Genomic DNA, 21619 nt, shown 5'->3' with positions numbered 1-21619 from the left:
GTTTTGCGACTCTTGAATGAAAAGGCAGCGACAATGTCGGACAAGCAGATGCCCAGCCACGCGCGTGTTGTCATCGTAGGCGGTGGGGTCATGGGGGTCGGGCTTGCCTACCATCTTGCCCATGAGGGGTGGGGCCCTGAGGTTGTGCTTCTGGAAAAGGCGGAACTGACCTCTGGCAGCACTTGGCACGCGGCAGGGCAGATCACCCACTCAACCAGCAGCTTCAGCCTCGGCAAATGTGTGGACTACAATATCGGGCTCTATTCCGGTGCTTTGGAGGCGGAGACTGGGCAGGCCGTCACCTGGCATGGATGCGGGTCGTTCCGACTGGCCTATACCGAGGATGAGATGGATTGGCTGCGCCACACGTTGTCGGTGGGTCGCGCACTCGGGTTCAACATCGAATTGGTCGGGCCTGAGCGAGTCGGTGAGTTGCATCCGTTCTACAACCTCGACGGTGTTTTGGGTGCACTGCATACGCCCGATGATGGCCATGTCGATCCGACCAACGTGACCATGGCAATGGCCGCCGGGGCGAGGGCCAAGGGCGTTAGGATCATCAGGCGATGCCGCGCCACGAATGTCACACAGCAGCCAACGGGTGAGTGGCTTGTCGAAACGGAGCAGGGGTCCATCCTGTGCGAGCATGTCGTCAATGCAGGTGGAACCTATGCGCGCCAAATGGGGGAATGGTCGGGGCTGCAACTACCCATGACGTCGATGACCCACCATTACTTCGTGACCGATGAGGTCCCCGAATTCCGTGACCTAGATCGCGAACTGCCCGTCATCCGCGATGACCGTAAAGTCTCCGGCTACATCCGGATGGAGCAAAAGAAGGGCCTTATTGGTATCTATGAGAAGGCAAACCCGAACACAGTTTGGGAGGATCATTGCCCTTGGGAGGCCGAAAATGAGCTTTTCGAGGCGGACTACGACCGTGTCATGCCGTGGTTGGAGGAAAGCCTGAACCGTATGCCGATCTTCGCCGAGCTTGGCATCACGCGCGACGTGCACGGTGCAATCAGCCATCCGCCCGATGGCAACCCGTTGGTTGGCCCTGCGCCGGGTGTCCGCAATTACTGGTGTTGTTGCGGTACACAAATCGGGATCGGTTGGGGCCCGGGCCTGACGCGAGAATTGGCGCATTGGATGGTGCACGGCGCAGCGGATATCTCGATGCGCGATTATGACCCGCGTCGGTTCGGAAGCTACGCGACGAAAGAGTGGCAAGTGACCAAGGCCAAAGAGGATTACTGCCTCCGCCACGAGATCCCGTACCCGCATTTCAATCGCTTGGCTGGACGACCGATCAAACCCTCGCCGCTGTATGAAACGCTGAAGGCCAAGGGTGTCGTCTTTGAGGAGGTCTACGGCTTTGAGCGCCCGCGTTGGTTCGCGCGAGACGGCGTGGCGCAGGAGGATCACTACTCGTTCCGCCGCACAATTGTGGATGACGTCGTTGCTGCTGAGGTTAAGGCCGTGCGGGAGCGTGCGGGGATCATGGATGTAACGGCCTTTACCAAGGTGTTGGTGGAAGGACCGGGCGCATATGCATTACTCGACCGGCTGACGGCGAACCGAATGCCGCAGAAGGATGGCTCGATTACTTTGGCCCATATGCTCAATCGCCGTGGACGGATTGAGTTGGAGACGACCATCGTGCGGATGGCTGGGGATCGCTTCTATCTCGTCTGTGCTGCATTTTTTGAGCAGCGTCTTTTGGATCACCTCGCCCAACACCGCGATGGTGAGGAGGTCACGTTCACCGCCCTGTCCGATAGCTGGGGCGCGCTCAGCCTGAACGGCCCCCGGTCACGCGACGTGCTTGCCGCCTGCACCAATGCGCGCCTGGAAAACGCGTCATTCCGCTGGCTCTCCACGCAGCAGATCGACATTGCCGGTCACGATGTCTGGGCCTTGCGCATGTCATACGCGGGTGAGCTCGGTTGGGAGCTGCACATGCCCTTCACCGCAATGGCAGACGTCTATGCGGCGCTCTGGCAAGCAGGGCAGACCCATGGCATCGCCGATTACGGCAGTTTCGCGATGAACGTGATGCGAATGGAAAAGGGCTTCAAGGGTGCGGGAGAGTTGACCAATGAAGTCACATTGGCGGAGGCCGATGTGCTGCGTTTTGCACGCACCGACAAGGAGTATTTGGGCCGAGACCTTAGCCTGAATAGCGATCTGCAATGGGTCTGCGCCTATCTGGAGATTGAACCGGATGGAAAGATCGACGGCCATGGTGGCGAGGCTGTGATGCACGACGGGCGCGTGGTCGGTTCAACGGCCTCGGTCGTGCATAGCCCGACCGTCGGCAAAGGACTTGCCTTCGCCTATATCGTGCCTGAGGCGGCGGTGCCGGGCACGGCGCTTGAGGTGGTGATCCATGGCACACCGCGCCCGGCGCGGGTACTGGCGGAGCCCGCCTACGACCCGCAAAATCTGGCGCCCCGCACAGATGCTGACGCGGTGGCCGCAGAATGAAGATCACGCGCATCACCGTCTACCAAGTCGATTTGCCATTGGAGCATCCCTATTGGTTGTCCGGTGGGCGTCTCAAATTCGAATGTCTGGATGCCACGCTGGTGAAGTTGGAAACTGACACTGGCCTGACCGGTTGGGGTGAAGGCACGCCTTGGGGGCACACTTATGTGCCGGCCCATGGGCCTGGACTGCGCGCGGGCCTTGCCACAATGGCTCCGTTTGTCCTTGGTTTAGATCCGCGCCGCGTTCTGGATGTCGAACGTGCCATGGACCTTGCGCTTCCGGGGCATCTCTACGCGAAATCGCCCATTGATATGGCCTGTTGGGACATTGCGGGGCAGGCGGCGGGCGTGCCTATTGCAGATCTGATGGGCGGCGGGTCGCGCACCCCGCGCCCGATTGCCTCGTCGGTAGGGGCCAAAACCATTGAGGAAACGCGCGACGTGATTGAGCGATATCGCGCGCGCGGTTACGTGGCCCATTCCGTCAAGATCGGCGGCAACGTCGCCCGAGACATCGCGCGCATTCGCGACGTCGAAGCGATCCGCCGTGATGGAGAGATCGTGCTTTACGACGTTAACCGGGGCTGGAGCCGTGCGCAGGCGCTTCAAGTCATGCGGGCGACCGAAGACCTCTGCGTGACCTTCGAACAGCCGTGCGAAACGCTCGACGATATAGCCGCACTGCGCCCGTTGCATGCAGCACCTGTCAGCGTGGATGAAAGCCTTGTCACCCTGCAAGACGGCGCGCGCATTGCACGCGACGGACTGGCTGAGGTGTTTGGCATCAAACTGAACAGGGTCGGGGGGCTTACCAAGGCCGCTCGCCTACGCGACATTGCTTTGGCCCATGGCATCGACATCTTCGTAATGGCCACAGGCGGCAGTGTGCTGGCCGATACTGAGGCTCTGCATCTGGCCGCAACTGTGCCCGATGCGGCCTGCCGTGCAGTCTGGGCATGTCAGGACATGATCACGGCTGAGATCGCAGGCGGCCGCGGACCGCGAAATATCGACGGCCATCTCCATTTGCCCGAAGGTTCTGGTCTGGGCGTGCACCCTGACGAGGCTACGCTTGGGCACCCGGTGGCGGTGTATTCTGCATGAAGATCACCCGAATATCGATCTGGCACATCCCGCTGACCAGTCATGCGACCTATTACATGGCCGAGGGTAAGACCTGTGCGACGGTGGAAACCGTTGTTGTCGCGGTTGGAACCGATGCCGGGCTGACCGGCTGGGGCGAGGTCTGTCCAATCCCGCATTACCTGCCTGCTTATGCACGCGGCGTGGCCCCGGCGTTGACGGAATGTGCTTCGGTGCTTTTGGGGGCTGATCCACTTGGTGCAGACGCGCTGATGGCGCGTGTAGATACGCACCTGATCGGGCACCGCTATGCGAAATCTGCCATTGATTTGGCGCTATGGGATTTGACGGGACAGGCCGCGGGCCTGCCGCTTTACACTCTGTTGGGCGGACGGCGTCAGCCGGATTTGCCGCTTTACCATTCGATCACCTGCGTTGACCCAGATGAAATGGCCCGCATCGCGCGCGAGGCGAAGGCCAGCGGTATCACTCAGTTTCAGGCAAAACTCGGTGCGTCGGGGGATTGGCAAACAGATGTCGAACGCCTTGCCAAGGTGCGGGAGGCGGTTGGTCCCGGTCCGTTGGTATACGGCGATTGGAATTGCGGCGCGACGACGCTGGACGCGATCCGTGTGGGACGCGGTGCTGCGCATCTGGATGTGATGCTGGAGCAGCCTTGCGCAACACTGGAAGATTGCGCTCGCGTGCAATCGGCAACTGGCGTGCCCATGAAATTGGATGAATTGGCGCACGATACCGGATCGCTTCTGGCCGCGCATGCATTGGGCATCATGGATGCGGTTGCGCTGAAGCTGTCCAAGTTTGGTGGGTTATCTGCAACACGCCGCGCACGCGATCTCTGTCTGCATCTTGGGGCAAAGATGTGCATCGAATGCACATGGGGAAGTGACATCGTCACCGCCGCAGCCCTCCATCTGGGTGCCGCCAGTCCGCCATCGCGCCTTCTTAACGTTTGCGATCTTTCGGGCTATGTCAGCCCACGCCTCGCACCGAATGCACCAAGCCGAACCTCCGGTCTCATTGCCCCCCCAGACGGCCCCGGTTTGGGGATCACGATCGACGAAGACCTCCTCGGCTCACCTGACCTGGTATTGGATTGATCCCATGAACCGCCTCCATACCCAAGCTGACTGGATCGCCCGCGCGCGGAAGGTGCTGCCCGCCGCAGGCTTCGGGAATTTTGATCCTGGCATCGTCATTGCGCGGGGCGAGGGCAGCCGTGTCTGGGATGAAGAGGGGCGGGAATATGTCGACTATCTCATCGGCTCAGGACCCATGCTTTTGGGCCATGGCGACCGTGAGGTGATGGAAGCCGTGCTTGAGCAGCTACCCAAAGGCATGACGTTTTTCGCCAATAACGCGCGCGGGATCGAACTGGCTGAGGCTATCGTTGATGCTGTGCCTTGTTGCGAACAAGTGCGCTTTGTTGCCTCCGGCGGTGAGGCCGACATGTACGCCATCCGTCTTGCCCGGGCCTATACTGGCAAGGCCAAGATCCTCAAATTCGAGGGGGGCTATCACGGTATGTCCGCCGAGGCTCAGATGAGTCTGGCCCCCACGCGTGAGGTCAATTTTCCGACTGCAGTGCCCGACAGCGCCGGCATCCCGCAGGGCGTGGCCGATGACATGCTGATCGCGCCATTCAATGATCTGGATGCTGTGGCGTCCCTTTTGGCCGAACACGATGATGTTGCAGCCGTCATTGCCGAACCCTTGCAACGGATCATCCCCGCGCGTCCCGGATTTTTGCAAGGACTGCGCGATCTTTGCGACAAGTATGGCGTGCTGCTGATCTTTGACGAGATCGTCACTGGCTTTCGCCTTGCCTATGGCGGCGGGCAAGAACGCTATAGCGTGACACCTGACATCTGTACCTTGGGCAAGATTATTGGTGGCGGCTTTCCTCTAGCCGCACTCGGGGCCAAGCCCGAGATCATGGCGCATTTCGACAAATCCGCCGTCGGCGCGGACAAATGGCTGATGCAGCTTGGTACGCTGTCGGGTAATCCAGTGGCTGCCGCCGCAGGCCTCAAGACGATGGAGATCCTGCGACGACCGGGGCAGTACGATAAGTTACGAGAGTTGGGTCAAACCCTTAAGGACATGCAGTCTTCCGCTCTGACCGCACACGGAATTCCGCATCGCATCTGTGGCGACCCAACGCTGTTCGACATTTACTTCACGCAAGGTGATCCCGTTGATTACCGAAGCGCGAAACACAGCGATCCGAGGATGAATGAAACTTGGAACAGGGTGCTAAGGGACAATGGCGTGTTCAAGTCACCCGGCAAGCTCTACCCATCACTTGCCTTGCGCGAGGAGGACTTGCAGCTAACGGAGCACGCCGTCGGTCAAGCTGCAAAAGCATTGGCCGAAGCCTCCGTGTCGTAGCTCCGTTCAACGCGGCCCCAAAAGGCAGCCTCTACCGATCTCCTCCATGCGCTGAAGCCCGGTGGGGTGGCAGGACAAATACTGTCGGCGTATAGGGTTCCTCCAAAGATAATACTGGGCGTGGGTGCGTCCGAGGAGTTTCCGATGCGTGCAGACGCAGTCACCGAGGCGGCGAAGCTGTCCGTGGCCCCGATGATGGATTGGACCGATCGGCATTGCCGGTTCTTTCATCGCGTGCTGTCGCGCCGCGCTTTGTTGTACACGGAAATGGTGACCGCGCCGGCCATCACCCGTGGCGACGCTTTGCACCTGTTGACCTTCGACGCCGCAGAACACCCGGTCGCCTTGCAATTGGGGGGCTCCGACCCCGCGGAACTGGCGGAGGCCACGCGCATTGCCAGCGGCTACGGATACGATGAGATCAACCTGAACGTCGGCTGCCCATCAGACCGTGTACAGTCAGGCTGTTTTGGGGCGGTGCTGATGCGACAGCCTGACCTCGTAGCCGATTGCGTCAAGGCGATGCAGGACCAGAGCGACGTTGAAGTAACCGTTAAATGCCGCATCGGTGTTGATGAGCAAGACCCGGAAGAGGCTCTGCCTCGGTTCCTGGAAGCGATGGAGAAGGCAGGGATCAAACGCGCAACGATCCATGCGCGAAAAGCATGGTTGGAGGGGCTTAGCCCGAAGCAGAACCGCGACGTGCCGCCCTTGGACTATCCGTTGGTTTACCGAATGAAAGCGGCTTTTCCTGATCTGCACTTGTCGATCAATGGCGGTGTAACATCCCTCGACGCAGCGCAGGTGCACCTCGACCACGGCATGGATGGCGTGATGATTGGGCGGGCTGCCTACCATACGCCTGCCGATATTCTGCTCAACGCGGACGCGTTGATGTTCGGCGATGTTCCGGCGGTACGATCTGCGGAAGATGCGGCTGTCGCCATGCTGCCGTATATCGAGGCGCATCTGAGTGTTGGTGGCCGTTTGAACCAGATAACGCGTCATATGCTTGGGCTGTTTGCAGGACGGCCCGGTGCACGGGGCTGGAAGCGGACACTGTCGGAAGAGGCCCACCGCGATGGGGCAGGGCCGGAGGTCGTCCTGCGGGCGTTGGATCACGTCACACAACACGCGGCCTGAGCCCTATTTCCGATTGCGGTAGCCGGGACCCGGGTCTATACCGCTCGCCACGCGGACCCTTAGCTCAGCTGGATAGAGCGCTGCCCTCCGAAGGCAGAGGCCAGAGGTTCGAATCCTCTAGGGTCCGCCATTTCTTTCAGAAGACCGGATTGCGGCTCTGCTCACGCGTGAGCATGTGGGTTACGCGGTTGATTTAAAACGATAAAGCCAAATCCGTTTACGATTTCTTAAGACTTCCGACGCGCAGGATTACTTGCCTTTCGGGGCGCGATGTGGATGCGTGCCGACGAAGAGTTTGCAGAGGGGAAAGAGCATGCAGGTTTCCGTTTCAGACATACGCACGACGGCCGAGGCGGCCTTGCTTGCCCATGGGGCAGGGGCGTTTCAGGCGGCAGAAGTGGCGCGTGCCGTGGCCCGGGCCGAAGAGACGGGCAATATCATCTGCGGCCTCTATTACCTTGAGAGCTATTGCACGCAGTTGCGGTCGGGCCGGGTGAACGGGACGGTCGAACCAGACATTTCCCGCCCCAAGCCCGGCGTGGTTGTAGCCGATGCGCGGCTTGGCTTTGCGCAGCCGGCCTTCACCCGTGCCTTGCCGCAAGCCATTGAGGCAGCACGGGAAAACGGTGTGGCAACATTGACCGTGGCCCATGCCCATACGTGTACCTCGCTTGGGTTTTTCACCGAACAGATCGCGGCTGAGGGGTTGATCGGGATTGGCTTCACCAATGCCTCTGCCATCGTTGCGGCGCCCGGAGGCCGCGCGCCGGTCCTCGGCACGAACCCAATTGCGATGACCATTCCGGGCGAGGGCGCGCCGGTGATGCATGCCGATTTCTCGACCTCCGCCGTGGCGCTTGGGAAGATCACCATGGCGAAGGCGGCGGGCGAGGCGATCCCGCTCGGATGGGCCGTGGATGCGGAGGGGCAGCCGACGACTGATCCCGAAGCGGCGTTGAAAGGCGCGTTGGTCAGTGCGGCCGGGCCGAAAGGGTGGGCATTTGGCCTGCTGGTGGAGGTGATGGCCGCAGGCCTGACCGGATCGGTCAATTCGCTGGACGTGAAAGGGCTGAAACTGCCCGATGGGCCGCCCCACGATCTGGGGCAGACCTACCTGCTTATCGACCCCGACGCCCATGCAGGCGGTGATGTCATGCGCGAACGCTTGGCTCGGGTGGCAGATGTGATCGCGTCAGATGGCGGGGAAGGTCGCATTCCCGGTGTGCCGCGCAGGCACTTAGATCCGGTGGACGTACCCGATGCGCTTTGGGCGCAGGCACAGACGCTGGCGAACGCCTAAGCCTCGTCAGCTTTCGGGGATTGCATGTTGGCCGCCGCCTCATTCCGGGCGGCAGCCTCTTTGCGTTTGGCAAGCATTGTCCACCCGGCATAGACGCCCGCGAGGATCACGAAAACGGCGATATGTCGAATGGCCATGGGTCTTACTCCGCTGCTTGGGTCCGTTTCGGCAGCACCCAGTCGGGACGCGGGAAATGGCAGGTATAGCCATTCGGAATCCGCTCCAGATAATCCTGATGCTCAGGCTCAGCTTCCCAGAAATCGCCTACGGGCTCAACCTCCGTGACAACCGGGCCGGGCCAAATCCCGCTATGGTTGACGTCAGCGATGGTATTCAGGGCCTCCTGGCGCTGGTCTTCGTCGACGTAATAGATGGCAGAGCGATAGCTCATCCCGCGATCATTGCCCTGCCGGTTCAGCGTGGTGGGATCGTGGATCTGGAAGAAGAATTCCAGCAGCTTACGGTAGCTGATGACATTGGGATCATAAATGATTTCAATGCCTTCGGCGTGTGTGCCATGGTTGCGATAAGTCGCGTTCGGTACGTCGCCGCCCGTATAGCCCACACGCGTTTTCTCAACGCCGGGCAGCTTGCGGATCAGGTCCTGCATACCCCAGAAACAGCCGCCGGCCAGTACTGCGCGGTCACTCATGCCACGTCCTCCACTTGATCAATGTATTTGCCGTAGCCCTCGGCCTCCATCTCGTCGCGATGGATGAACCGGAGGCTGGCGGAGTTGATGCAATAGCGCAGGCCACCGCGATCACGCGGTCCGTCGGGGAAGACATGGCCCAGATGGCTGTCGCCGTGCTTGGACCGGACCTCGGTCCGGATCATGCCGTGTGTCGTGTCACGATGCTCGGTCACGTTGTCGATGGGCTTGGTAAACGAGGGCCAGCCGCAACCGGACTCATACTTGTCGGACGAGGCAAACAAAGGCTCGCCAGAGACGATGTCGACGTAAATGCCAGGTTCCTTGTTATCGAGATATTCGCCCGTGCCGGGGCGTTCCGTGCCGCTTTGCTGTGTGACGCGGTATTGCTCGGGCGTCAGCGTGGCGATCACGTCGGGGTTCTTGGTGAATTCGGACATTATGCTCCCCTTCTGGTTTCCTTCAGGAATATGGGGAGCCGGTGGTCACTTGTCCAATGGGCGGACATGAAAACGCCCCGCGGGCAGGGCGGGGCGTGATGGAACCTTCGGGGTGGTTCGGCGTTTTGCCTTCAGCCACCCCAAGTGCGGACAGGGCCGCAATCCATATGCACGAAGTTCGAGCGAGAGTAACGACCAACGCCACCCGCGTTGCAAGAGCGTGCCGCATTAAACATCTGCGTGACCGAGCGCGACTGCAGCTGCAGGTCCGCCGCCTCGCCACGGATGTGCCGCGAATTGCGGGCAACACCCGACGACCGGCGGCGCAGCATGGCATTCGTTTCAGGCGAACGGTAGCCGGAGAGGAGCGTGTAAGGCTCGGATGTCTCAAGCAAATTGTGCGCTGCGGCCATGATGTCGATGGTGCGAATGTTGATGTCGATCACCTGATCGTTGCGCCAATCGCGCATGAAGTAGTTCACTTCATCCAGAGCGGGCGCGATATATTCGCCCTCGATCCAGTAGATCATGTTCAGGCTTTCGCCCGCGCGGCCGTTGTACATGTTGAGGCGGCGGATATCGCCTGCGCCTCGAAGAAGGCCGGTCGCGTTGGCCATCACTGGTGCAGCCGCAACAGTGGTGGCGGCGAACGCACGCATGAGCGCGCGCCGCGTAAAATTCGTTGTCGTCATGGGTTCATTGCCCCTTGTTCTGCCCGTTCCATTCAGCACCTCGATCGCTTGTCCATGCGATCATCACAAACTCGTGTGCCATCCCCACAGGCTCAGTGCGGCTTGAATGACACAATCGAAACTTTTCTGAAAGCCCCGATGCCCTTAGCTTGTGGATATGTCCCCGAATTTCGGCGATTTTCTGCCGGTTTAGCGGAAAATTGCCGATGACGCCGCGGCAGGGACGTGTTCACGAAACCTCTCATTATGATGTGACAGGTCCGGAAACCCGCCGTTGCATCCGTGAAACTACCCTGAAAAACTTGCAGAAACGTGAATGGACTTGCGCGCAGGCTCACGTAAGGGTGAGGCATTGACGGCTGCACCACACATTTCCAACCGGGGATACGTTAACATGTTGAAACTCGCGAGGCTTTCGCTTCTCTCGCTCGCCTTGGCCACCACGCCCGTTGTGACGCTCGTTCTTGCGCCGACGCAGGCCGAAGCACAGGCTTTTTCCAGCTTGCGGCAAGCCATTGCCGAGGCGTCCTCCACCGAGGAGCAATTGGCCGCATTCTATCGGGAGCGGGATTTCCAGCCGATCTGGACGACCGTAGATGCAGCCGATCGCCGGAACGCGCTGTTCAGCGCATTGGCGGAGGCGCACAATCATGGCCTGCCGACGCAGCGCTATGACACGACAGACCTGGTCGCGGCCTTTGAGAACGCCACCAACCCCTATGAGATGGGCCGTGCTGATGTGCAGGCCTCGCTCCTCTTCCTGCAATATGCGCAGGACATTCATTCTGGCTTCCTTGAGCCGGGCGATATCGTAGGTGATATCGTTCACACCTTGCCGCGTCGCGATCCGCTTGAGCTGTTCACGGAGTTCGTGGACGCAAACCCCTATGAATACATCGCCACGCTGGCGCCGCAGCACCCGGAATATACGCGCCTGATGCGCGCCAAGCTGCATCTGGAAAACCTGATCGACAATGGCGGTTATGGTCCGACTGTGCAGGCGGGATCTCTCGCGCCTGGCGCAACGGGTGACGCTGTGGTGCAGCTGCGCAATCGCCTGATCACGATGGGCTATCTCGAACGCTCGATGACAGCGGAATATGACGCACGCATTCAGCAGGCCGTCGTTGAATTCCAGATCGACAATGGCATCAGCGCCGATGGCATTGCCGGTGGTGAGACGATCCGCGCGGTGAACCGGTCGGCGGCAGAGCATCTGTCGGAAGTCATCCTTGCGATGGAGCGGCAGCGTTGGATGAACTTTGACCGTGGTGATCGCCACATCTTCGTAAACCTGCCCGATTTCCACACCCGTGTGATCGACGATGGCGAAGTGACCTTCATCACTCGCTCGGTAATCGGCAGCCGCGACAGCGACCGCCGGACACCGGAATTCTCCGACACGATGGAGCATATGGTCATCAACCCTAGCTGGTATGTCCCGCGTTCGATTGCGCGTGGCTACATCCCGTCGATCCTTGCCGGTGGCGCGAACCACCTGCAGCTGATGGCGAACGGGCGCCCGGTCAGCCGCGGCGCTGTGGATTGGTCGCGCTACTCCGCGTCGAACTTTCCGTTCGACCTGCGTCAGCCGCCCGGGCCGCGCAATGCTTTGGGTCTTGTGAAGTTCATGTTCCCCAACCAGTGGAACATCTACCTGCACGACAGCCCGGACCAGCATTTGATGACGCACGAAGTCCGGGCCTATTCGGCGGGCTGTATCCGTTTGGATGATCCGTTCGACCTGGCCTACCACCTGTTGGCGGCGCAGGAAGACGATCCGCGCACCTTCTTCGACACGATCCTGAATTCGGGGCGTGAGACGCAGGTAAATCTTGTCGAGCCGGTTCCGGTGCACCTTGTTTATTGGACGGCTTGGGTCGACACCGAGGGTCGCCTGAACTTCCGCAACGACATCTACGGGCGCAATGCCATCTTGCGGGACGCGATTGCGAACCTCGGGGTGGAGATTCGCGGGGTGAACAGCTAAGTCCACCTCCGACACTTAAGCGGGGGCGGCATGGCTGCTTACACGATCAAAGACATCGCGGCGGCGCTTGGGGCAGAGGCCTTGGGCGCCGCCGATCTTTTGGTAAGCGGCGTGGCCGAACCGGCCAGCGCCGGGCCGAAGGATCTGGCACTGGCGATGAAGCCGGAATTCGCAGACGGGTTGAAACAGGGGCAGGCGCGAGCCGCCGTCATCGGGGCCGGCATGGACTGGCAAGCCCTTGGGCTCGAGGCTGCGATCATCGCGCCACGCCCGCGCTATGCCATGGCCGGCGTAACCGCCGCGATGGATGCGGGACCCGTGATTGCGCCGGGCATCCACCCGAGCGCTGTGATTGATGAGACGGCCCGGATCGGTGCGGGCGCGGCCATAGGGCCGTTTGTCGTGATCGGGCCGGATGTGCGGATTGGTGAGAATGCCCGGATCGCCTCCCACGTCAGCATCGGGGCGGGGGCTGTGATCGGGGATGATGCGCTGATCCATGAGGGCGTGCGCATCTGCCACCATGTCCAGATTGGTGACTGGTTCATTGCTCAACCGGGTGCGGTTTTGGGCGGCGATGGGTTCAGTTTTGTCACGCCTGAAACCTCGATGGTTGAACAGGCCCGCGCCACGCTCGGCAAGGCGGAGAATGCCGCGACGGACCAAAGCTGGACGCGCATTCATTCCCTCGGGTCGCTGGTGATTGGCCATGATGTGGAGGTCGGCAGCAACGCCGCCATCGACCGTGGCACCATCGCCAACACCGTGATCGGCGACGGCACCAAGATCGATAACCTTGTGCATATCGGCCATAATTGTGTCATCGGGAAAGACTGCCTTATCTGTGGCCAGACGGGCTTTGCCGGGTCAGTTCAGATGGGCGACCGCGTTGTTTTGGGCGGCAAGTGTGGCGTGAACGACAATATCGTCATCGGCAGTGATGTTGTGGCGGCCGGTTCCTCCAAACTGTTCACCAACGTTCCTTCGGGTCGCATGGTCATGGGGCATCCGGCTGTGAAGATGGACACGCATGTCGAGATGTACAAAGCTTTGCGCCGCCTGCCGCGCACCACGCGCGCTGTGACGGAACTGCAAAAAGCCCTGTCAAAGCCGGATGATAGGCCCTAAATGCCTTCTCAAGAGGAAGGGGATCAATCCATGGGCGAGAGCGTTCAGGACAGGATCATCGCGATCATCGCAGAGCAAGCGGTTTTAGAGCCATCGGATGTGTCGATGGAGCAGACGCTTGAAGACTTGGGTATCGACAGCCTTGGGCTGGTTGAGTCCATTTTTGCGATTGAAGAAGCCTTTGATATTCAAGTGCCTTTCAATGCCAATGAACCTCAGGCCAGTGATTTTGACATCTCCTCGGTTGCGGCCATCGTGAAAGCGGTTGAGGGCCTCGTGGCCGAACAGAAGGGCTGACCCTTGCGCCGCGTCGTCATCACCGGACAAGGCACGATCAACGCGCTTGGCCACGACATTCCGACAACGCTAGAGGCGTTCCGCGAAGGGCGCTGCGGTATTGGCCCGTTGGACTTGCGCGATGTCGAGCGTCTATCGGTGAAGATCGGTGGTCAGGTCAAAGGCTATGATCCTGAGGCGCTGTTTAATCGCCAGCAGATCGCGCTTTACGATCGGTTCACCCAATTCACGCTAATCGCCACGAAACAGGCGCTGGATGGCTGTGGACTGGATTTCTCGGGCGCGTTGGCCACGCGGACGGGGGTTGTATTCGGAACCGCCGGGGGCGGTGTGAATACGTGGGACGAGAATTATCGCTCCGTCTATGAAGAGGGGAAGAACCGCGTTCATCCCTTCGTTGTGCCGAAGCTAATGAACAATGCGGCCGCTTCTCATGTCAGCATGGAGTACAACCTCAAAGGGCCCAGTTTCTCGGTGGCGACAGCCTGCGCGTCGTCCAATCACGCCATGGGGCAGGCGTTCAATCTGATCCGTTGTGGGATGGCCGATGTGATGGTTACGGGTGGGTCCGAGGCGATGCTGTCCTTTGGTGGGGTGAAAGCGTGGGAAGGACTGCGCGTCATGTCCAAGGATGCGTGCCGCCCGTTTTCGGCCAACCGCAATGGCATGGTACAGGGGGAGGGCGCGGCCGTTTTCCTGTTCGAGGAATATAGCCATGCCCGCGCGCGCGGCGCGGATATTCTGGCTGAAGTGGTTGGGTTTGCCATGACGTCGGATGCGGCGGATATCGTGATGCCGTCCCAGCAGGGCGCGGCGCGCGCAATCACCGGCGCGTTGACCGATGGCAAGCTGAACCCCGAAGATGTCTGCTACATCAATGCCCACGGCACGGGGACAGCCGCCAACGACAAGGTGGAATGCGCCGCGGTCGCCCATGCGTTTGGGCATCATGCCGATGACTTGATGATCTCCTCCACGAAATCCATGCACGGCCACCTGATCGGCGGCACCGGCGCGGTGGAGCTTTTGGCTTGCATCATGGCGCTGAAGGACGGGGTGGTTGCCCCCACGATTGGCTATGAAGAGCCTGATCCCGAATGCGCGCTGGACGTGGTGCCCAATGAAGCGCGGGAGGCCAAGGTTGAGGCCTGCCTGTCCAACGCGTTCGCCTTTGGGGGCCTGAACGCCGTCCTCGCTTTGCGCGCTGCACCTTAAAATCCTCGCAAGCCATCAAAAAAGCCCGCACGATTGGATCGGCGGGCTTCTTTCTTTGCGCAAAGGCGCGCTTATTCGGTGGCTTCGCCGTCTTCTTCCTCAACGGCGCCGTCTTCGCCTTCACCTTCGGCAGCCGCAGCTGCGGCCTCTTGCTCTTCAATGAACGCGATGATCTCTGTCCGGCGCTCCAAAAGATCCTCGTAAGCGGCGGTGAAGCCGCGCAGGGAGGCTTGGGTGGGGACAGGAATACCGCCGATCTGGCCGAACTCATCGCGTGTCAACGCAAACAACACGATCAGCGCGTCAGCTCCGTTCTGGAACAGGGCCACGTTTTCTTCGGTCAGCGAGATTTGCACGAAGCAGCCAATCGGACGGCAGAAGGCGTAGGGCAGAACAACCGCTTCCGCATCGTCGATCTGCATCTGAAGCCCGGGGCTCAGCAGCGTGTCCAGCGGCGTCAGGATGGTGGCGGATGCCACCGCTTCGTCGGGCGAGAACAGCTCGGCCCCCACGCGGAATTCCGCGACCGGGTTGCCGTTTTCCTCTTCCAGCAGTTGGAACATCTCGCAGCGATCTGGCGCGTCGTCGGTTTCCGCGCGGATGCAGCGGATTTGCCAATCGCGGTAAATCTCGGCCACAAAGGTCTCACCGGCTTCAACCTCGCTGCGGTCGGGAAGAACCAGTGGCTCATCTTGCGCAAATGCGGCACCAGTTACGCCCATCACAGCGGCAAAGCTCAGGGTGGCAAATTTGTTAAACACGGTCATCAGGTGTGCGTCCTTTTGCTTTTCGGTTGGCTCTGCTCGGGCACCAAAAACCAAGGGTGCGCCTGCCAATCCAGCGTTGGCTAACATGGCAGGGGTGCGCCTGTCAGCGCCAAAAAATTTGTGCCTAAAATAGCGAAAGGGCCCGCGCACGGACCCTTTGCGTTTTCTCTCCCTGTCGGACTGGCCGACTTATGCGACGGACGCTATGCCAAGGTGTCGCAGCCGTCAACAGGGCTTTTCAGGAAATTTGCAGAAGTGAACGAAGGCCTGTTTTTCTTGACCAAATGGCCAAAAAAACCGCGCCCAAGAGGGGCGCGGCCAGTTGACAGGGAGGAAGTCAACACCACGCAAAAGCGCGGCGTAGGGACAGACTGGCATCCAAAGGTTAAAAATGTATTGGTATCGCCAGAAAAACGGACTGCAGGGACAAACAAGATGCCAGAACAGGTGCCAAACGGGATTTTTGTAGGGGGCGGTGGCCGCGATTACGGCGAAGCGCAGGTCTTGCGGCCCGACTATGCCAACCGCCACGGCCTGATTGCCGGCGCGACCGGCACCGGTAAAACCGTGACCCTTCAGATTCTGGCTGAAAGCTTCTCTGCCCTCGGCGTACCGGTTGTCCTTTCGGACGTAAAAGGGGATCTCTCCGGCCTAGCCCAATCGGGCTCGCCCGAGTTCAAGCTGCACGGCGCCTTCACCGAGCGTGCCGAGAAGATCAACTTCACCGATTATGCCTATCGCGCTTTTCCCGTGACTTTTTGGGACCTATTCGGTGAACAGGGCCACCCTGTCCGCACGACCGTGGCCGAAATGGGGCCACTTCTTCTGTCCCGCCTGTTGGAGCTGAGCGAAGCGCAGGAAGGTGTGATGAATATTGCCTTCCGCGTGGCCGATGAAGAGGGCATGGCCCTTCTGGACCTGAAGGACCTTCAAGCGCTGCTCGTATGGGTGGGTCAAAACCGCAAAACGCTGTCGTTGCGCTACGGCAATGTCTCCACCGCGTCCATCGGCGCGATCCAGCGGCGGCTGCTGGTGCTTGAAGGGCAGGGGGCTGCGCAATTCTTCGGCGAACCGGCGCTGGAATTGGATGACCTGTTCCTGAAGGACGAAATTGGCGCAGGCCGCATCAACATCATAGCCGCCGACAAGCTGATGCAATCGCCGCGCCTTTACGCGACCTTCCTGCTTTGGCTGCTGTCCGAGCTGTTTGAAACACTGCCTGAGGTCGGCGACCCGGATATACCCAAGCTGGTCTTCTTCTTTGATGAAGCACATCTGCTGTTCGAAGACGCCCCCAAGGCTCTGGTCGACAAGGTCGAACAAGTCGCGCGCCTGATCCGATCCAAGGGTGTGGGCGTCTACTTCATCACCCAAAACCCGGCGGACGTTCCCGAAGACATTCTCGGGCAGCTTGGCAACCGTGTCCAACACGCGCTGCGTGCTTTCACCGCGAAAGACCGCCGCGCTCTGAAGCAAGCGGCTGAAAACTATCGTGAAAATCCCGACCTCGACATCGAAGACGCAATCCGCGAGGTGGGGGTCGGGGAAGCTGTGACCTCTCTGCTCGAACGCAAGGGTATTCCCGGCATCGCGCAACGCACGCTGATCCGCCCGCCGTCGTCGCAGCTTGGCCCGATCAAGCCTGCAACGCGCGCCGCACTGATGGGCATGTCGCCGGTCGCAGGCAAGTATGATGAGCTCCAAGACCGCGAAAGCGCGTTTGAGATTTTGCAAAAGCGTGCCGAAGAGGCTGCAAAAGAAGCGGAAAAGGCAGAGGAGGCCGAAGAACAGGCCGAAGCGGCTGAACGCGAATATCGGGCCGGACGGCGCTATTCTGGCGGAGGGGTCAGCCGATCTTCCTCACGTCCCGCCCGCCAACGGCGCAGCTCCTCGCGGTCCGACAGCATAGGCACAACTTTCGCTAAAAGCTTCGCCCGCCAACTAGGAACGCGGACAGGGCGTGCGGTTGTGCGCGGTGTTCTGGGCGGGCTGTTCAGGGGGCGCTAGGTGGACGACGACTGCGTCTTTTGCCGGATCATTGCAGGCACCGAACCCGCCAGCGTGATCCATGAAGATGCGCTTTGCATCGCATTCATGACATTGCGACCGATCCGTCCGGGGGCGTTCATCGTGATCCCGCGCGAGCATATCGACCATTTCACGGATCTTCCCGATGATCTGGCAACGCATCTTCTGAGGGTGGGGCAGCATTTTGGGCGGCGGCTTCTTACCGTGACCGAGGCGGCGCGCATCGGCTATGTGGTCCACGGCTTTGGCGTGCCCCATGCGCATCTGAATGTGGTACCCCAGCATGACACCCTCGACATCATTTCCGCCCGCTTCGTGATCACGGAAGACGGCTCACCTTTTCGTGTGACAGAGACGGCGATCGAGATCACCTCTAGGGATCAGCTTGATGCGATGGCGAGGGCCCTTGCGGCGGTGCCGTTACCCCTTTGATATAAGGCTCTTTCGCCCATCGCGCCCCATGGAATGAGCCAAATCTCAACGGTTGCATCCACCGCAAATCCGATCAGGAAAGGGCGTCGCATCCTATGGAATACAGGGTCGCACTGAGCTAGGTTCCACCTCATGATCGTAGAACTCGGACATTTCGCCCTGATCCTCGCCTTTGCGGTGGCAATCTTTCAGATGGTTGTGCCCATGGCGGGCGCCTATGCGGGCAATCGCGGCTGGATGGCGACAGCGGATCCGGCAGCCAGCGCCCAATTCGTGCTGACAGCGTTCAGTTTCGCGGCGCTGACCTATGCGTTTGTTACGTCGGACTTCTCGCTGAGCCTCGTGGTGGCCAATTCCCATACCGACAAGCCGTTGCTTTATAAAATCACCGGCGTCTGGGGCAACCATGAGGGGTCTCTCCTACTTTGGGTGCTGATTCTTACACTTTTTGGGGCCTGCGCCAGTTGGTTCGGCAAGAACCTTCCGCCGACTCTGCGCGCGCGCGTTCTTGCGGTGCAAAGCGCGGTGGCCGTGGCCTTTTTCGCCTTCATTCTCTTCACGTCGAACCCGTTCCTGCGGCTCGCCAGCCCGCCCTTTGACGGGCAGGACCTGAACCCGCTGTTGCAGGACCCCGGATTGGCCTTCCACCCGCCGTTCCTTTACCTCGGCTATGTGGGCCTCAGCATGGCGTTCTCTTTCGCCGTCGCCGCCCTGATCGAAGGGCGCGTGGATGCCGCTTGGGGCCGGTGGGTGCGTCCGTGGACGCTGGCGGCTTGGGTTTTCCTTACCATTGGGATCGGCCTTGGTTCCTGGTGGGCCTATTATGAGCTTGGTTGGGGCGGCTTCTGGTTCTGGGACCCGGTTGAGAATGCCAGTTTCATGCCGTGGCTGATTTCAGCCGCGCTGCTGCATTCGGCCATCGTTGTGGAGAAACGGGAAAGTCTGAAAAGCTGGACCATTCTTTTGGCGATCCTCGCCTTTGGCTTCTCGCTGATTGGCACGTTCATTGTGCGCTCGGGCGTACTGACGTCTGTGCACGCCTTCGCCAATGACCCTGAGCGCGGGGTCTTCATCCTCATGATCCTTGCCGTCTTCATGGGCGGTGCGCTGCTGCTCTTTGCGCTGCGTGCGGGCGCGATGGAGGCGAAGGGCGTTTTCGGCATCGTCAGCCGGGAAAGTGGTCTGGTCTTCAACAACCTGATCCTCGCCGTGTCGACGTTCGTAGTCTTCATCGGCACAATTTGGCCCCTGATTGCCGACCTGTTTTTCGACCGTACGCTGTCCGTGGGCCCGCCATTCTTCGACGCGGCCTTCACGCCATTTGTCTTCGCGCTTTCCGTGGCGCTTCCCATTGCGGCGATGATGCCATGGAAGCGGGCGACCATTGCAAAGCCTATGCGCGCGTTGGTCCCGGCGGCCGTGCTTGCCGTCGCTGTGGGCCTGCTGACCTGGGCGATGTGGACGGGGCGGTCTGCCATTGGCCCCATCGGTGTGGGCCTGTCGGTTTGGCTTGTGGCCGGCGCTGCGACCGACCTTTGGTCGCGGACCGGACGCGGTGCAATTGGCGGGCGGTTTGCGCGGCTGACACGCCTGCCTCGCGCAGATTGGGGCAAGTCGATCGCCCATGCCGGCGTGGGCATTACAATGTTCGCGGTCGTGACCCTGACAGGCTATCAGATCGAGGATATCCGCGTTGCCCGCGAGGGCGAGACCTATCAGGTTGGCGCTTATGAGATTGAGCTTCTGGGCGTGGATGAAAACGTTCAGGGGCCGAATTATCTGTCAACTATGGCGTCCGTTGCTGTGCGGGACCCGGAGACTGGGGCGGAAATCTCCATCCTCAACCCCGAGCGGCGGATTTATCCTGTCGCCGGGATGCCCACGACCGAGGCGGGTATCAACAACGGCGTGACCCGCGATGTCTACGTGACGCTTGGTGATCCCCAGGTCGGAGGCGGGTGGGCGCTGCGCGTCTGGATCAAACCCTTCGCAAACTGGATTTGGGGCGGCACGATCATCATGGCTTTGGGCGGTTTCCTGAGTCTGTCTGACCGGCGCTATCGGGTCGCGGCAGGCGCCGCAAAAGCGCCTGCGGCCGGGGTGCCCGCGGAATGAGGGGGCTGCGCGCAGCCCTCCTCGGATCTGCGATCCTCCTCGCAGCTGGTCCGCTTTGCGCAGTGCAGCCCGACGAGGTTCTCGACGATCCGGTGCTTGAGGACCGTGCGCGGGATATTTCAGCCGGGTTGCGCTGCCCGGTCTGTCAGAATGAGAGCATCGACGAATCCAGCGCCGACATTGCGCGCGACCTGCGGCTGCTGGTGCGGGAACGGTTGCTGGAGGGCGATAGCGATAATGAGGTCGTGGCCTATATCGTGGCGCGATACGGCGAATATGTCTTACTGAGCCCGAATTTTGACGGTGCCAACCGCGTTCTGTGGGTTCTGCCCCTGATCCTTTTGGGTGCGGGGATCGGGATGTCCGTTGTCTATATCCGAGGGCGCTCCAATGCGCCTGCACCTGCTGAAGCAGGGCTAAGCTCGGATGAGCAAGCGCGATTGGATGCGATCCTCAATGATGACCGCACGGACTGACGCAGCGTTTCCGCTTTTCTGAACTGATCGGTTCGCCTAGGGTCCGCGCAACGCAACGGGAGGCACCCCCATGGATTATGAAACGATCACCCGCGAAGACCGCGATGGTATGGCTGTCATCACGATGAACCGGCCAGATGTGATGAACGCGCTGAACACGCAGATGCGGGCCGAGATCACCCACGCAGTGACGGCTGCGGGCAATGAGGCGCGGGTCGTGGTGCTAACCGGGACGGGGCGCGCGTTTTGCTCCGGGCAGGATCTGGGGGATCGCGCGAATGCAGCGAACCTGAACCTGGAGCGCACATTGCGGGACGAATACATTCCGATGCTGATGGCGATTGTGGAGTGTCCGGTGCCTGTGATCGCCGCTGTGAACGGCACGGCTGCAGGGGCGGGGGCCAATCTTGCACTCGTCTGTGACGTGGTGATTGCGGCAGAAAGCGCCTCCTTCATTCAAGCGTTCACGCGGATTGGGCTTATTCCGGACGCGGGCGGAACCTGGGCTTTGCCGCGCACGATCGGATTGCAGCGGGCGATGGGGGCGGCTTTGTTTGCGGACAAGATCTCAGCCGCGCAGGCCGCGGATTGGGGCATGATCTGGGAGATGGCTTCGGACGACGAATTCGAGGCGGTCTGGATGGGCCGAGCGCAGCATCTGGCGAGCGGGCCGACGGAGGCGTTCAAGCGGGTCAAGCAGGTGATGCGGGCGAGCTTTGGCAACGGGTTGGAGGAGCAGCTTCATCTGGAAGGTCAGCTGCAGGGCCAATGCGGGAAAACGCGGGACTTCAAGGAAGGTGTACTTTCCTTTCTGGAGAAGCGCGCGCCGGTCTATGAGGGGCGGTGAGCGAGGTTTGTGCACGCTTGCACAAAGGGGTTAAGTATCTGTACCCCCAAGACAAAGCCATTTCCGTTAAAGTTTCGGTAACTATGATTGTGTGAAACGCGCAGCAGCGA

The 21619-nt window shown here is 60.5% G+C and carries 20 protein-coding genes and 1 tRNA gene; 16 read left to right on the top strand and 5 right to left on the bottom strand.

The window, feature by feature from the left end; genetic code table 11:
* The first annotated feature begins 33 nt into the window (after positions 1–33).
* The 7 genes from V8J81_RS07670 (at position 34) to V8J81_RS07640 (ending at position 8430) form a co-directional block, all read left to right on the top strand.
* Positions 34–2490, top strand: a complete 2457-nt coding sequence (locus tag V8J81_RS07670) for an FAD-dependent oxidoreductase (RefSeq protein ID WP_368475158.1) — start codon at positions 34–36, stop codon at positions 2488–2490.
* A complete protein-coding gene (locus V8J81_RS07665) occupies positions 2487–3596 on the top strand; it encodes a mandelate racemase/muconate lactonizing enzyme family protein (protein WP_368475157.1) in 1110 nt (369 codons plus the stop codon). Before V8J81_RS07670 ends, V8J81_RS07665 begins: the two co-directional genes overlap by 4 nt.
* Complete coding sequence (locus V8J81_RS07660) at positions 3593–4696, top strand: mandelate racemase/muconate lactonizing enzyme family protein (RefSeq protein WP_368475156.1); 1104 nt, start codon at positions 3593–3595, stop codon at positions 4694–4696. Before V8J81_RS07665 ends, V8J81_RS07660 begins: the two co-directional genes overlap by 4 nt.
* Before the next feature lie 4 nt (positions 4697–4700).
* Positions 4701–5987: an aspartate aminotransferase family protein gene (locus V8J81_RS07655; RefSeq protein ID WP_368475155.1), complete on the top strand. Its 1287-nt coding sequence runs from the start codon at positions 4701–4703 to the stop codon at positions 5985–5987.
* Between the two features lie 144 nt (positions 5988–6131).
* Positions 6132–7130 (top strand): tRNA dihydrouridine(20/20a) synthase DusA, encoded by a 999-nt coding sequence (gene dusA, locus V8J81_RS07650; protein ID WP_368475154.1) that lies wholly within the window; start codon positions 6132–6134, stop codon positions 7128–7130.
* Positions 7131–7183: 53 nt separating this feature from the next.
* Positions 7184–7260: transfer RNA gene (locus V8J81_RS07645), tRNA-Arg, on the top strand.
* A gap of 183 nt (positions 7261–7443) precedes the next feature.
* A complete protein-coding gene (locus V8J81_RS07640; protein ID WP_368475153.1) occupies positions 7444–8430 on the top strand; it encodes an Ldh family oxidoreductase in 987 nt (328 codons plus the stop codon).
* Here the strand turns inward: V8J81_RS07640 and V8J81_RS07635 are convergent.
* The 4 genes from V8J81_RS07635 to mepK form a co-directional block, all read right to left on the bottom strand.
* Positions 8427–8567: a hypothetical protein gene (locus tag V8J81_RS07635; protein ID WP_368475152.1), complete on the bottom strand. Its 141-nt coding sequence runs from the start codon at positions 8565–8567 to the stop codon at positions 8427–8429. The two genes, V8J81_RS07640 and V8J81_RS07635, sit on opposite strands and share 4 nt — an antisense overlap.
* Before the next feature lie 5 nt (positions 8568–8572).
* On the bottom strand, positions 8573–9082 hold the full coding sequence (gene msrA / locus V8J81_RS07630) for a peptide-methionine (S)-S-oxide reductase MsrA (protein ID WP_368475151.1): 510 nt from the start codon (positions 9080–9082) through the stop codon (positions 8573–8575).
* Positions 9079–9522, bottom strand: a complete 444-nt coding sequence (gene msrB / locus V8J81_RS07625) for a peptide-methionine (R)-S-oxide reductase MsrB (RefSeq protein ID WP_368475150.1) — start codon at positions 9520–9522, stop codon at positions 9079–9081. Before msrB ends, msrA begins: the two co-directional genes overlap by 4 nt.
* 131 nt (positions 9523–9653) lie before the next feature.
* Positions 9654–10214 carry a peptidoglycan L,D-endopeptidase MepK gene (mepK, locus tag V8J81_RS07620; RefSeq protein ID WP_368475149.1) on the bottom strand — a complete coding sequence of 187 codons (561 nt, stop codon included), beginning with the start codon at positions 10212–10214 and terminating at the stop codon, positions 9654–9656.
* Positions 10215–10608: 394 nt separating this feature from the next.
* On the opposite strand from mepK, the gene V8J81_RS07615 reads away from it, so the two are divergent.
* Genes V8J81_RS07615 through V8J81_RS07600 form a run of 4 tightly spaced genes read left to right on the top strand, consistent with a single transcriptional unit; the run spans position 10609 to position 14844 of the window.
* On the top strand, positions 10609–12204 hold the full coding sequence (locus V8J81_RS07615) for a L,D-transpeptidase family protein (RefSeq protein ID WP_368475148.1): 1596 nt from the start codon (positions 10609–10611) through the stop codon (positions 12202–12204).
* Between the two features lie 30 nt (positions 12205–12234).
* The gene (locus V8J81_RS07610) at positions 12235–13332 is read left to right on the top strand and encodes a UDP-3-O-(3-hydroxymyristoyl)glucosamine N-acyltransferase (protein WP_368475147.1); all 1098 of its coding nucleotides are present in this window, start codon (positions 12235–12237) and stop codon (positions 13330–13332) included.
* 30 nt (positions 13333–13362) lie between these two features.
* The gene (locus tag V8J81_RS07605) at positions 13363–13629 is read left to right on the top strand and encodes an acyl carrier protein (RefSeq protein ID WP_368475146.1); all 267 of its coding nucleotides are present in this window, start codon (positions 13363–13365) and stop codon (positions 13627–13629) included.
* Between the two features lie 3 nt (positions 13630–13632).
* Positions 13633–14844, top strand: a complete 1212-nt coding sequence (locus V8J81_RS07600) for a beta-ketoacyl-[acyl-carrier-protein] synthase family protein (protein ID WP_368475145.1) — start codon at positions 13633–13635, stop codon at positions 14842–14844.
* A 71-nt stretch (positions 14845–14915) separates the two neighbouring features.
* On the opposite strand, the gene V8J81_RS07595 is transcribed toward V8J81_RS07600, so the two are convergent.
* Positions 14916–15611, bottom strand: a complete 696-nt coding sequence (locus V8J81_RS07595; RefSeq protein WP_368475144.1) for an invasion associated locus B family protein — start codon at positions 15609–15611, stop codon at positions 14916–14918.
* A gap of 435 nt (positions 15612–16046) precedes the next feature.
* Between V8J81_RS07595 and V8J81_RS07590 the strand changes: the two genes are divergently transcribed.
* From V8J81_RS07590 to V8J81_RS07570, 5 genes are all read left to right on the top strand, one after another.
* Entirely contained in the window at positions 16047–17618 is a 1572-nt protein-coding gene (locus V8J81_RS07590) for a helicase HerA-like domain-containing protein (RefSeq protein ID WP_368475143.1), read from the top strand.
* The gene (locus V8J81_RS07585) at positions 17619–18071 is read left to right on the top strand and encodes an HIT family protein (protein WP_368475142.1); all 453 of its coding nucleotides are present in this window, start codon (positions 17619–17621) and stop codon (positions 18069–18071) included.
* Between the two features lie 132 nt (positions 18072–18203).
* The gene (locus V8J81_RS07580) at positions 18204–20186 is read left to right on the top strand and encodes a heme lyase CcmF/NrfE family subunit (protein ID WP_368475141.1); all 1983 of its coding nucleotides are present in this window, start codon (positions 18204–18206) and stop codon (positions 20184–20186) included.
* Positions 20183–20662, top strand: a complete 480-nt coding sequence (locus tag V8J81_RS07575; RefSeq protein WP_439649878.1) for a cytochrome c-type biogenesis protein — start codon at positions 20183–20185, stop codon at positions 20660–20662. Before V8J81_RS07580 ends, V8J81_RS07575 begins: the two co-directional genes overlap by 4 nt.
* Positions 20663–20732: 70 nt before the next feature.
* Entirely contained in the window at positions 20733–21509 is a 777-nt protein-coding gene (locus V8J81_RS07570; protein ID WP_368475140.1) for an enoyl-CoA hydratase-related protein, read from the top strand.
* Positions 21510–21619 lie beyond the last annotated feature (110 nt).

Origin of the sequence: Gymnodinialimonas sp. 202GB13-11 (genome assembly GCF_040932485.1) — a bacterium.
GTDB lineage: Bacteria > Pseudomonadota > Alphaproteobacteria > Rhodobacterales > Rhodobacteraceae > Gymnodinialimonas > Gymnodinialimonas hymeniacidonis.
The sequence above is the reverse complement of the archived record's forward strand: the minus strand, read 5'-3'. Positions and strand labels throughout refer to the sequence as shown.